At 65.5% G+C, this 12,838-nt stretch carries 9 protein-coding genes; 4 read left to right on the forward strand and 5 right to left on the reverse strand.

Features of this window, described 5'->3' with window-relative positions; all coding sequences use genetic code 11:
• Positions 1-73: 73 nt before the first annotated feature.
• A complete protein-coding gene (locus ACYCAX_RS00300; RefSeq protein WP_294976970.1) occupies positions 74-958 on the reverse strand; it encodes a Dyp-type peroxidase in 885 nt (294 codons plus the stop codon).
• 536 nt (positions 959-1,494) lie between these two features.
• On the opposite strand from ACYCAX_RS00300, the gene ACYCAX_RS00305 reads away from it, so the two are divergent.
• Positions 1,495-2,952 (forward strand): high affinity choline transporter 1, encoded by a 1,458-nt coding sequence (locus tag ACYCAX_RS00305; protein ID WP_460247214.1) that lies wholly within the window; start codon positions 1,495-1,497, stop codon positions 2,950-2,952.
• Between the two features lie 162 nt (positions 2,953-3,114).
• On the opposite strand, the gene fhuF is transcribed toward ACYCAX_RS00305, so the two are convergent.
• From fhuF to ACYCAX_RS00325, 4 genes are all read right to left on the reverse strand, one after another.
• Positions 3,115-3,870, reverse strand: coding sequence for a siderophore-iron reductase FhuF (fhuF, locus tag ACYCAX_RS00310; RefSeq protein ID WP_460247215.1), 756 nt, complete (start codon positions 3,868-3,870; stop codon positions 3,115-3,117).
• Between the two features lie 31 nt (positions 3,871-3,901).
• Positions 3,902-4,888, reverse strand: coding sequence for a GNAT family N-acetyltransferase (locus ACYCAX_RS00315; protein WP_460247216.1), 987 nt, complete (start codon positions 4,886-4,888; stop codon positions 3,902-3,904).
• A 98-nt stretch (positions 4,889-4,986) separates the two neighbouring features.
• Entirely contained in the window at positions 4,987-6,321 is a 1,335-nt protein-coding gene (locus ACYCAX_RS00320) for a lysine N(6)-hydroxylase/L-ornithine N(5)-oxygenase family protein (protein WP_015477338.1), read from the reverse strand.
• A gap of 374 nt (positions 6,322-6,695) precedes the next feature.
• Positions 6,696-7,178 carry a sigma-70 family RNA polymerase sigma factor gene (locus tag ACYCAX_RS00325; protein WP_460247217.1) on the reverse strand — a complete coding sequence of 161 codons (483 nt, stop codon included), beginning with the start codon at positions 7,176-7,178 and terminating at the stop codon, positions 6,696-6,698.
• A 151-nt stretch (positions 7,179-7,329) separates the two neighbouring features.
• Here ACYCAX_RS00325 and ACYCAX_RS00330 point away from each other — a divergent pair, with 151 nt between their 5' ends.
• From ACYCAX_RS00330 to ACYCAX_RS00340, 3 genes are all read left to right on the forward strand, one after another.
• Positions 7,330-8,343 (forward strand): FecR family protein, encoded by a 1,014-nt coding sequence (locus tag ACYCAX_RS00330; protein WP_015477340.1) that lies wholly within the window; start codon positions 7,330-7,332, stop codon positions 8,341-8,343.
• 170 nt (positions 8,344-8,513) lie between these two features.
• Positions 8,514-10,202, forward strand: coding sequence for a cyclic peptide export ABC transporter (locus tag ACYCAX_RS00335; RefSeq protein ID WP_460247218.1), 1,689 nt, complete (start codon positions 8,514-8,516; stop codon positions 10,200-10,202).
• A gap of 132 nt (positions 10,203-10,334) precedes the next feature.
• A complete protein-coding gene (locus tag ACYCAX_RS00340) occupies positions 10,335-12,731 on the forward strand; it encodes a TonB-dependent siderophore receptor (protein WP_015477342.1) in 2,397 nt (798 codons plus the stop codon).
• Positions 12,732-12,838 lie beyond the last annotated feature (107 nt).

A 12,838-nucleotide genomic window follows, 5' to 3' on the forward strand; every position in this document is an offset into this window, starting at 1 on the left:
GCCCACGAACCAACACACCAGCACCACGAAAAAGCCCCGCTCAATGGCGGGGCTTTCGGCATGCAACGCCGGCTCAGCCCAGCAGCACGCTCAAATCCAGCAACCCATCCTTGCGCGGCGGGCACCAGTAGTAGCCACCGGTCAACGGCCGGCTGAAGCGGTACAGGGCGTCGGTGATACCGTCTTCCAGACCACTCATGCGGCGCAGTTGCACCTCGAAGGCATCGAGGGTGCAACCGAAGGCGAGGAACATCAGGCCGGCATCCTCATCGTGGCTCCAGGGCATGGAGCGGCGCACGATGAAGGCCTCGGGATCGAAGCTTTCCTGGGCCGTGCGCTTGACGTGGGCGGACTCCGGCGCGTCGTCCAGTTCCTCGTTGTCGCTCAGGCGACGCCCCATGATGTCGTCGCGCTCGGCCTGCGGCAGCGCGGCGAAGTCCTGCAACTGGTGGCGCCACTGCTGGATGGCGGCGAAGCTGCCGCCGGCCAGGCCGGCCACGCCGTTGTCGACGATGGCGGCGGCGATGGCGGCGGCGTCCCGCGGATTCTCGGTGCCGTCCTCGTAGCCGGTCAGGTCATGGCCGTCGCCGTGGCGGAAGGCTTCGGTCAGCGAGGCCAGCTCCAGTGCCGGCGCCAACAGCGCCTGCAACTGCTGGGTGCGCAGCAGCAGGTCGCCGCGCGCCTCGCCACGCAGCCAGACCCACAGCGCGTGCGGGGTAGACGGGTTGTCCACGCCCACGCCGGCGATGGCCGGGAACTCGCGCAGCCCCTCGATGCCACGGCCCAGCGCGCGCACCAGCGACTCGCCGAAGCCGACGACCGCCGCCTGGCCATCGGCGAACCGCGCCAGGCGATCCAGGGCGGCCGGCAGTTCCTGCAGCGACGTCAGGTCGAAGAACAGGTGACGGGCGTGGGCGGGAACCGGGGTGGCGAGAATGCCGGGCTGGTAGAGGCTCATGACTGCATCCTTGAACAAAAGAGCGGCAATTCTAATCGTCATGGCCGCGAATCCAAACCGCTCTGCATCAAGGCACAGCTCACTGGCGCGACGAACGCACGGAAGACCGCGCACGGCGGCGGCGCCAGAGTGCGAGGTCGAGTCGATCGAGCATGAGCGCCCGTTGGAAACTCCCTGGACTCGGAATCCAACACCCTGACGAATGTTCTTCTTATCAAACAGCACTCGTAAAAAATAAACGACTAAAAGCCCATCTCGAATCGTTAGCATCCAATCAAATCAAAACTTTAAGAGCGCCACCCGTCCGGAGATGTAATTTTTTTTACTCATACACGCTTTAAGTGTTTGACATATTTGACGCATTTGGCAGACTGCGGCCCGTTGTCGCAATTGGTTACGTTTCTCCGGCTCCCTCTGCCTGGTGCTACGGATAACCACTGCCGCGCAACCCAACAAAAACAATTTGTCAGTCGCGGCACCTCTGCCCGGGTTCGTCCCCGGCAGCCCGGTTCCCGGCGAGCCAACGGAACGAAAGAATGCTGATCTGGTTTGTAGCGGGTTACCTGCTGATCACGGTGGGTGTCGGTTTCTACGCGTCCACTCGCGTGAAAAACTCCAAGGACTTCGCGGCCGGCGGCCGCAGCATGTCCTTCCCCTTGGTCGCAGCGATGGTGTTCGCTACCTGGTTCGGCTCCGAAGCCGTGCTGGGAATTCCCGCGACCTTCATCGAAGAGGGCTTTGCCGGGATCATCGAAGACCCGTTTGGCTCCTTCGGTTGCCTGATGCTGGTAGGCCTGGTCTTTGCGCGTCCGCTGTATCGCATGAACCTCCTGACCATCGGCGACTTCTTCAAGCAACGCTTCGGTCCGAACGTCGAAATGATCACCAGCCTGGTGATCATCGCCTCCTACCTGGGCTGGATCGCTGCGCAGCTCACCGCGCTGGGCGTGGTCTTCAACGTACTGTCCGATGGCGCCATCACCACCACCCAGGGAATGTTGATCGGCACCGTCATCGTGCTGCTCTATACCTTGTTCGGCGGCATGTGGTCGGTCGCGCTGACTGATTTCATGCAGATGCTCATCATCGTCGCCGGGCTGGTGTATCTGACCTGGCTGATCGGCGACATGGCCGGCGGACCTGCCAAAGTGATCAGTCACGCCGCCAGCGAAGGCAAGTTCAGCTTCATGCACAGCTTCGAGCCCAAGGATATCGTCGCCTTCATTGGCGCCGCGGTGACCATGATGTTCGGTTCGATTCCGCAGCAGGACGTCTATGCCCGGGTGATGTCGGCCAAGACCGAGAACATTGCCGCCCGTGCGTCCATGGCCGGTGCCTGCTTCTACCTGAGCTTCTGCATGCTGCCGATCTTCCTGACCTATGCCGCAACGATGATCGATCCGGAAATGGTCAAGCACTGGCTTGCCGAAGACTCGCAGATGATCCTGCCGCATCTGATCCTGGAGCGCACCCCGCTGTTCGCCCAGGTCATGTTCTTCGGCGCGCTGCTGTCGGCGATCATGTCGACCGCTTCCGGCACCCTGCTGGCGCCGTCGGTGACCTTCACCGAGAACATTCTCAAGCGCTTCCTGCCGGACATGAGCGACAAGCAATTCCTTCTGGCCATGCGCCTGACCGTGGTCGGCTGCGCCATCGCCACCTGCCTGTTCGCGCTGCTGTCCAACGCCAGCATCTACGAGATGGTCGGCAACGCCTACAAGGTGACCCTGGTCGCCGCCGTGGTGCCGCTGTTCTTCGGACTGTTCTGGAAGCGCGCCACCACCCAGGGCGCCCTGACCGCCATCGCCTGCGGCCTGTTCAGCTGGGTATCGCTGGAGCTGGGCTACCAGGAAGGCGACTTCTGGCCGCCGCAACTGGTCGGCCTGATCTTCAGCGCCCTCGGCATGATCGCCGGCTCCCTGGCGCCGCAGTTCAGCCAGCACCGTGGCGAGAGCGTATCGGACATGACCGCCGCTGCCGCCGCCGGCAACTGATCCGCAGCGACGGATCGAGAAGCCCCGCCCAGTGCGGGGCTTTTTCATGGCCTGGGGATTCACCCGGCATCGGCTTTTCCGCAGGCGCGGGCCTGCTTGGGCACGGGCGGCGGAGGTTCGCGAGCAAGCTCGCTCCTTTCTCGAAATTCCGAGCGCAACGCGCTACAGGTCACTCGCTTCCGGCGGCGGCGCGTCGACCAGCGGGCAGTTGTCGCAATGTCCGATGGCGCCCAACCGATAGCGAATGCAGCAGGTCCGCCGCTGCCGCCACAGTCCATTCGCCCGCTGCTCGCAGGACACCTCGACATACCGGACCGGCTTGTACAACGGGTTGCGCGCGCCATCGGGGCGGCGCTCGGTCGCCAGCAGTTCGCGGCCATGAGCGAGCATCGGGACCAGCGGCGGCAGCTTGGCCATCTCGCCGATGAACCATTCGAAGTAGTTGCCGGCGTTGCTCCAGAGCACCCTGGGCGACAGGCGCGCCTCGGCGGCGAGGGTCTGGATGAAGGGTTGCAGGTGGTCCTCCAGCAGGTGTGCGAAGCGCTCGAAGGGATCAACCGGCGGCACGGCGAACGGTCCGCCCTCTCCCGGCAGCTTGAACGCCTCGGGAATACCCTGCTCGTCCAACACGACCTCCACCTCATCGAATGCCAGCGGCAAGGTGCGGCCCAGCACCAGCGCGGCGGCCACCACCGGCGGAATGATCCGCACCAGGTACCACTTGGACCACTGCGAAGCCAGTGCGCGGCGGTCGCCATTGGCGTGGGGCGGGTCGAAGCGGCGCAGCGCGCGGTCGAGCATCTCCCTCTCCAGCAAGGCGCGCGCCGGGATCGAAGGCCGGGGATCGTCGCGGGTCACCAGCACCTCGCGGTAGCTGGCGAACTCGCCGAAATACAACGGTGCGAGGGCTCCGATCACCGGCAGCCCTCGACACCACGGAGAACCACCGTCAGCACAGGCCGCAACGCTCGAAGAAGGTTTCCCGGCTCTGCACCATCAGCGCCGCGCGCTTGTGCGGGAAGTCGAAGTCCTTCTCGCGCCAGAAGCCCAGGCGCTGCATGTGGCCGATCATCCTGGCGTTGTCGGCGCGCGGCTCGGCGACGATGCGCTGGGTGCGCGGGTCGTCCAGCAGCAGGTAGTGCACCAGCGCGGTCATCCAGCTTTCCACCTTGTGTGGCCCGCGATGGCTGTCCTCGCCCACCAGCATGTGGATGCCGCGGTCGTAATCGCCCACCTCGTAGAACGGCGCGATGCGGTCTTCCTTGGCCCAGTAGGCTTCGTAGTAGGCGAAGGGTTCGTCGTCGATGCAGCCGATCAGGGTAGTGGTGTGTGGGTCGGCGGCGGCTTTTTCCAGGTAGGCGCGGTGCTGTTCCAGGGTGCCGCCTTCCTGCCAGAACTCCAGCACGCGCGGGCTGTTCTGCCAGCGGTTGAAGCGCTCCAGGTCCAGCTCGATATCCAGGGTGCGCAGGGAAATCCACTGGCCCAGCCGGGCGTCGAAGCGACGATAGACCTCGCCCTGCGGCTTGGGCGCACGCAGCGGATGGCGGCGACCGCCACTCATGCGGTAGACCTGCGGGTAGTTGGCGCTGGCCACGCCCTTGTGCCAGGCGGTTCCCAGTTGCCAGAAGGCGGCACGCTCGATCTGCAGGCGCCCGCCGACTTCATCGCGGCTCACCAGGCCTTGTTCGAATGCCTCGAGCGGAACGTGGGTGGCGGCGAACTGCACACGCTCGCTCTGCGCATCGCCAGCGAAGGTCCAGTAAGCCAGCGCCCACAGCGCTTCCACGGTCGGCGCGGAACTCAGTTGCCAGCACTCGCCTTCGCGTTGCACGCTGAGCAGCGGCTGGCCGTCCAGCAGCAGGGCCAGGCTTTGGGTGCCGTGATCGGCGGTGAGTTTGCGGCCATCGGGCAGCGGCAGGGAAAAATCGGGCGTCATGGTGGGTACCCTTTCGTGAATGCAAAGACCCCGCCCGTATGACGAGCAGGGTCGACGGAAATTTAGTCGGCCCGAAAACTATTTCCGGGCCCCGTGGATCAGGCGCTTTCCGCAGTCAGCGGGCGCGTCGGCTTATGTGCCGTTTCGTGCGGCGGCAGGTGCTCGAACATCGACGCGGCGATTTCCTGGGCGCGGATCGGCAACACCGACAGCAGCGTGTCGCTCAGGCCGTGGCTGTCCTGGGTGAAGCCCTGCAGGTAGATGCCGGCGTGCAGGCGCTCGTCCGCCAGTACGCGGTAGTCGCGGCCCACTTCGAAGTCGCCCAGGTAGTCCTGCAGCGGTGCGAGCAGTTCGCGGTGCGATTTGCGCTCGTAGCCGGTGGCGAGTATCACCGCGTCGTAGCGATGGGTTTCCACCGCGCCGGTGGCGCTGTCGCGCAGGGTCAGTTCGATCCCGTCGGCGTCGGCCCTGGCCGCCTCTACATTGCGGCGGCAGAGGAAGGCATGGCGATCCACGCCGGCCACTTTCTGTCGATAGAAGATGCCGTAGATGCGCTCGATCAGGTCCAGGTCCACCACCGAGTAGTTGGTGTTGTGGAACTCCTGGATCAGCTTCTCGCGCTCGGCCTGGGGCTCGTTGAACACCAGGTCGGTGTAGCGCGGGGCGAAGATTTCGTTGACGAAGGGGCTGTCGTCGGCGGGCTTGAGCACCGCCGCGCGCAGAACCATGTCGACCTGCACCGAGGGGAAGCTGTCGTTCAGGTCGATGAAGGCTTCGGCCGCGCTCTGGCCGCCGCCAATCACCGCGATGCGCATCGGCTCGTTCTGGTTGCAGCGCTGCCTGGCCATGCATTCGAGATAGCGGGCATGGTGGAACACGCGCGGGTCGTCGCGCAGGTGGCTGAAGGCCGATGGGAACCGCGGCGTGCCGCCGGTGCTCACCACCACGCTGCGCGCCAGGCGGAAGCGCTCGTGGCCACGGGCGTCGCTGGAGATCACCTTGACCAGCTCGATGCCGTCCGGGCCCTGCACCGGTTCCACGCGGTTGACCGTCTCGCCGCAGACGCGCTGCTCGGCGAATTGCTCGCTGACCCAGCGCAGGTAGTCGTTGTACTCCAGGCGGCACGGATAGAAGGTGCCCAGGTTGGTGAAATCGATCAGCCGCCCCATCGCATGCAGGTAGTTGACGAAGCTGTAGGGGCTGGTGGGGTTGCGCAGGGTCACCAGGTCCTTGAGGAAGGAGATCTGCAGCTCGCTCTGCGCAACCAGGGTGTTGCCGTGCCAGCGGTAGTCGGCCTGCTTGTCGAGGAACAGCGCGTGGTAGTGGCGCCCCTCGCGGCGCGCCTGCTCCTGGAGGGCGATTGCCAGCGCAAGGTTGGAGGGGCCGAAACCGATACCGAGCACGTCGTAGGTCGGGGTGATCATCTGGGTCATGGTGCCAATGTCCTGTGTCGCGATGGCCGTGGGGCATGACGACGCGGCAGCCGGCGGCTTACTGTTCTGCCCTGCCAGGAGCGCCCACCGATTGGCAGCCGGCACTCGATCCTGCGTGTCGCCCATGATTTGCGCTGTCGATAGCGCGTTATCTGGAGAGACGAGACAGGCTCGGTGAAATTTAGAATGATTCTCAATAAGACCCATAAATACCTGGCCGCAGCCGGAGACATCCGCTGGGCGCAGGGTGCCATGTGCCGATTGATCCTGGCCGTGCCGTGCTCAGGTTCGATTCGGATTCGCGAGCGAGCTCGCTCCTACGAAGAACCCACCGGAGCTGACCTGTAGGAGCGAGCCCTGCGCCCGGCGAATGCTCAACCCGGCCCACCCCAGGCTTTCAGGCGTACGCGGCAGTGCTTCATCGCGTTGACGATGTGCTTTTCCACCATGTCGCGGGAAATCCCCATGCGCTCGGCGATCTCGAGGTGGCTGCAGTCCTCGACCTTGCGCAGCAGGAAGGCCTGCCGGCACGGCTCGGAGAGCTCGTCCAGGGCACGCTGCAACAGCCGCAGTTGCTGTTGCCGGCTGGCCTCCTCCTGCGGGCAGCGTTCGTCCAGGACGCCCTCGCGATCGAGGGTCTCGAGCTCCTCGGCACGGCGGACGCGGGTCCGGCGGTGCAGGTCGATGCTCAGGTTGGTCGCGGTGCGGTAGAGAAAAGCGCGGGGTTGTTCGATACGCTCGCCGGTCTTGCGGTCGAGCAGGCGCAGGAAGGTTTCCTGGGTGACATCGGCGGCCGCCTGGCGGTCGCCAAGGGTGCGACTCAGGTACAGGACCAGTTCCTGGTAGTAACGGATCAACGCGCTCTCCACCCCGTCGGGCATCCCATGAAAACAGTCGAGGCTGCTGGCGCCTGCTGACAGTCCGAGTCAGGCTTACTTATAATCACTCGCATCAACTCGAAAAGAAAGTGTGATAAAGGGCCTGCTCCGGCCCACACCAGGAACCCTGATGACCGCCTCCCCCGCCCCGACCGACGACGACCGCATCAGCGCCGAGGCCGCGCACTGGTGCGCTCGCCTGCACGACGCCGACTGCAGCGATGCCGAACAGGAAGCGTTCGCCCAGTGGCTCGCGGCCGACCCGCGCCACGCGGAGGAATACCAGGCGATGCTGGAGATCTGGCACCTGTCCGAGTTGCTGCCGCCCGGACAGCCCGTCGCCGCTGCGCCACTGGCGGCCCCCTCGAATCGCCCCCGCGCGCATCGCCCGCGCCGCGCACGGCGAATCGCGGCGGTCGCCGCCAGCGTCCTGGTGGCGCTGGGAGCGGTCTGGTCGGCGGGCTGGTCCACCGGCTGGCTGCCGTCACACGTCGGCTACTACGCGGCGCAACCCGCACCGCGCGAAGTGCAGTTGGCGGACGGCTCGAAGGTGGAACTCAACAGCGGCTCGCAACTGATCTTCGCCGACTTCCGCGACCGCCGCAGCGCCTGGCTCAAGAGCGGCGGCGAGGCGTACTTCCAGGTCGCCCACGACACGCTGCAACCCTTCTCCGTGCATACCGACAACGGCAGCGTGCGGGTCACCGGCACGCGCTTCAATGTCTGGACCGACACCCACCAGATGCTGGTCACCCTGCTCGAAGGCTCGGTGGTGGTCAGCCCGCCGGACGACATCGACGGCAACAGCGCCCAGCTCACCCCCGGCATGCAGGCGCGCTACCTGCGCGGCAGCGAGCGCATCGAACTGGCCCAGGTCGCGCCGGCCGGCGCGATTGCCTGGATCGAAGGCAAGCTGGTGCTCGACGACCTCACCCTGCAGACCGCCCTCCCGCTGATCAACCGCTACCTGAAACAACCGGTGCGTCTCGAGGACGCCGAGGCCGCCGCCATGCGCATCGGCGGCATCTACCGCACCGATGACCTGCAGGCGCTGGTGGACTCCCTGCCCAAGGTGCTGCCGGTGGAACTGCGCAAGGACAGCGCCGGACGCCTCACCCTCGCCAGCCGATTCGTGCAGCTGTAATCCCCCTTCCGGTTTTTTGCGAATCTTTCGCAAATTTCCTTCAGTTTTTCCCCGGCTCATCCGTCTTAACAAGAACGATTCGGATTTGCAGATCATTCCCTGATCCGCAGGGCCGTCTCGCCCTCGATTTCCGGCCCGCCGCCGCGGCGGGCCGAGCCTAGGAAAAGACGATGCACACGCCTGCGCAAAGCCCACTGGGCGAACTCTTCAAGCTGCTCAAGCCCTTCTGGCTGCCCCTGTCCATCGCCACTTTGCTGGGTATCGTCGGCGGCGCGAGCATCACCGCGCTGCTCGCCACCATCAACTACAGCCTGCATTCCGACGGCGGCATGCCCTCGAGGTTGCTGCTGGGCTTCGCCGGCCTCTGCCTGCTGGCCCTGCTCGGCTCGATCATCTCCGACATCGGCACCAACTACGTCGGCCAGAACGTCATCGCCCGGCTGCGCAAGGACCTGGGCAGCAAGATCATTTCCGCGCCCATCGAGCAGATCGAGCGCTACCGCAGCCATCGTCTGATCCCGGTGCTGACCCACGACATCGACACCATCAGCGATTTCGCCTTCGCCTTCGCGCCGCTGGCGGTGTCCCTGACCGTCACCCTTGGCTGCCTGGGCTACCTGGCCAACCTGTCGTTGCCGATGTTCCTCACCACCGCAGTGGCCATCGTCATCGGCAGCGCCGTGCAGTACGTGGCGCGCAGCAAGGGCATCAAGGGCTTCTTCGAGGCGCGCGACGAGGAAGACCTGCTGCAGAAGCACTACCGCGCCCTGGCCGAGGGTTCGAAGGAGCTGCGCATCAGCCGGCCGCGCCGCTTCCAGCACTACAATGAGCGCCTGCAAGGCACCGCCGACCGCATCTGCGACATCCAGGTACGCTCGATCAACCTGTTCGTCATCGCCAAGGGCTTCGGCTCCACCCTGTTCTTCATCGTCATCGGCGTGGCGCTGGCCTACCAGTCGCTGTGGCCGAGCACCGACAAGGCCACCCTCAGCGGCTTTATCCTGGTGCTGCTGTACATGAAGGGGCCGCTGGAGCACCTGATCGGCCAGTTGCCGATCGTCAGCCGCGCCCAGGTCGCCTTTCGCCGCATCGCCGAGCTGTCGGTGCGCTTCTCCTCGCCCGAACCGAACCTGCTGCTGGCCGACGACGGCCGCCCGGCCCTGGACATGCAGCAGATCCAGCTGCGCGACCTCAGCTACCACTACCCCACCGAGGACGGCTCGCGCGGCTTCGGCGTCGGCCCGCTGAACCTGACCCTGCGCCGTGGCGAAATCCTCTTCATCGCCGGCGAGAACGGCTGTGGCAAGACCACCCTGATCAAGCTGCTGCTCGGCCTCTACGCCCCGCGCGGCGGCGAGCTGCTCCTCAACGGCGAGGCAGTGACCGACGCCAACCGCGACGACTACCGCCAACTGTTCACCACCATCTTCGCCGACTACTTCCTGTTCGAAGACCTGCTCAAGGGCAGCGAGGAAATCCCCGTCGAGGCCAACCGCTACCTGGAACGCCTGGAGATCGCCCACAAGGTCAGCCTGCAGGGCCAGGAGTTCTCCACCACGGACCTCTCCACCGGCCAGCGCAAGCGCCTGGCACTGGTGCAGGCCTGGCTGGAGAAGCGCCCGGTACTGGTGTTCGACGAATGGGCCGCCGACCAGGACCCGGAGTTCCGCCGCATCTTCTACACCGAGCTGCTGCCCGAGCTGCGCGCCCAGGGCAAGACGCTGATCGTGATCTCCCATGACGACCGCTACTTCGACGTCGCCGACCGCCTGCTGCGCATGAGCGCCGGGCAAATCGTCGAGATCGAGGAGCACCGCGCGCAGCGGGCCAACGGCACGCCGGACATCGCCCTGCACTGAGCCCGGCGCCCTCGCCAAGGCCGCGCCACGAATTTTTCAAGGAAAGGCTTCCGGTTTTTCCGGGGCTACGCGTCATATAAAGCTAAATCATTCTTATTAGAAACTGCATTACATGATCATAGGAGTTTTCAAGTGAGTCGCACCCGCTCCGCGCTGAACGCCCAGCACACGGTGAAGCCGTTGGCCCGCCTGGTCCGCGCCACCACCTTCGGCATGCTCCTGACGGCCACCGCCGCCTACGCCACACCGATCCGCATCGACATCCCAGCCCAGTCGCTGGCCTCCGCGCTCACCACCCTGGGTGCGCAGTCGAACCTGCAGATCGTCTTCAACCAGACCCAGGTGCAGAACCTACGCAGCGCCGGCGTGCGCGGCGAAATGGAGCCGACCCAGGCGCTGGAACGCCTGCTGCAAGGCACCGGCATCCAGTACCAGGTCGAAGGCAGCCGCGTGACCCTGCTGGGCGCCAACGCGGGCAATGGCGACACCCTGAGCCTGTCCGCGCAGACCATCACCGGCGCCGTCGAGGGCGAAGACAGCTACGTGCCGCGCACCTCCAACAGCGGCAGCAAGACCGACACCCCGCTGGTGGAAATCCCTCAGTCGATCTCGGTGATCACCCGCAAGCAGATGGACGCCCAGGGCGCGCAGACCGTGACCGAGGCGCTGCGCTACGTGCCGGGCGTCAAGGTCGAAGCCTACGGCCTGGACCCCAAGGGCTTCGACTGGCTGTACATCCGCGGCTTCAACGCCCAGGCCACCAGCGACTACCTCAACGGCCTGCGCCAGCAGAACAACAGCTACGCCTTCTTTCGCAGCGAGCCTTACGCCTTCGAGCGCATCGACGTGGTCCGTGGCCCGTCCTCCAGTCTGTTCGGCCTGGGTGACGCCGGCGGCATCGTCAACCGCGTGAGCAAGAAGCCCACCGCCAATCACGTCAACGAAATCGAGCTGACCGGCGGCAACCACGACCGCAAGCAGGGCCAGTTCGACATCGGCGGCGCCCTGGACGAGCAGAACCAGTACCTCTACCGCGTCGTCGGGCTGGCGCGCGACGCCAACACCCAGGCCGAGTACGACGACGGCCACGAACTGCGCGACGACCGCCAGTACCTCGCTCCGTCCTTCACCTGGGCACCGGACGAAGACACCAGCCTGACCCTGCTCGCCGACTTCCTGCGCGACCGCAACGGCGGCTCGATCTTCGACTACAGCGTGGGCGGCCACACCACCGGCACCCTGCTCGGCGACCACAGCTACAACCACTTCGACCAGGACCAGTACACCCTGGGCTACGAGTTTCGCCACCGCTTCGACGATGTCTGGGAGTTCCGCCAGAACGCCCGCTACGGCCAGGTCGACCTGATCTTCAACAACCTGCTGCCGCAGGGCGTGATCGCCGGCAACGTGATCCGCACCGCCGACCGTTTCGACCAGCACATGAACACCTTCAACCTGGACAACCAGTTGCAGGCCAACTTCGACACCGGCCCGTTCAAGCACACCCTGCTGATGGGCGGCGACTACAGCTGGCAGGATGCCGACATCGCCCGCTGGCGCACCCTCGGCCCGTCGCTCGACCTGGGCAATCCGGTGTACGGCCAGGATGTGCAGCGTCCGAACAAGGACACCACCATTCCCGGCCAGGCCATCGACTACGACCAGAACATCGAGCAGATCGGCGGCTACGTGCAGGACCAGATCAAGTACGACGAGCGCTGGATCCTCACCGTCGGCGGCCGCTACGACTACGTGCGCAACGACCTGGACAGCCACACCGGCGCGCACAGCATGCAGAAAGACAACGCCTTCACCGGGCGCGCCGGCCTGACCTACCTGACCGACTTCGGCCTGGCGCCCTACATCAGCTACGCCGAGTCCTTCGCCCCGAACTCCGGCCTGGACTCCTCCGGCAATGCCTTCGACCCCAGCGAAGCCAGCCAGTGGGAAATCGGCGTGAAGTACCAGCCCAACGACGCCCTGCTGGTCACCCTGGCCGCATTCGACCTGATGAAGACCAACGCGCTCACCCCGCAGCTGAACGCCAATGGCATCCCCACCGGCTTCAGCGAAGCCACCGGCAAGCAGCGCTCGCGCGGCATCGAGGCGGAACTGAAGGCCAAGCTGGACGAAAACTGGGACCTGCTCGCCTCCTACACCTACACCAAGGCCGAGATCCACAAGAGCAACGACGGCAACCAGGGCAACCGCCCGGCCAACGTGCCCGAGCACATGGCTTCCGGCTGGCTGAACTACACCTTCCGCGACGGCACCCTGGGCGGGCTGTCCATCGGCGGCGGCGCGCGCTACACCGGCTCGCTGTACGGCAACAACGCCAACACCTTCCACGTCGACAACTACACCCTGTTCGACGCTGGCGTGAGCTACCCGCTGAACAAGAACGTGACCGTCTCGCTGAACGCCCAGAACCTCCTCGACGAGGATTACGTGGCCACCTGCGACAGCGCCATCTCCTGCTATCCGGGCCTGCGCCGCACCGTGCTGACCAGCGTGAAATACAGCTGGTAAGCCACCTGGCGGGGGGACGTTACGCAGCTTCCCCGAGCTCCCTCTTCTCCGGGGGATAGTTGTCGTTTTGCCAAACGTGGAGGGGACCACGCACCCCCCCCCCCGCC

It is taken from the genome of Pseudomonas sp. MT3 (assembly GCF_054720805.1).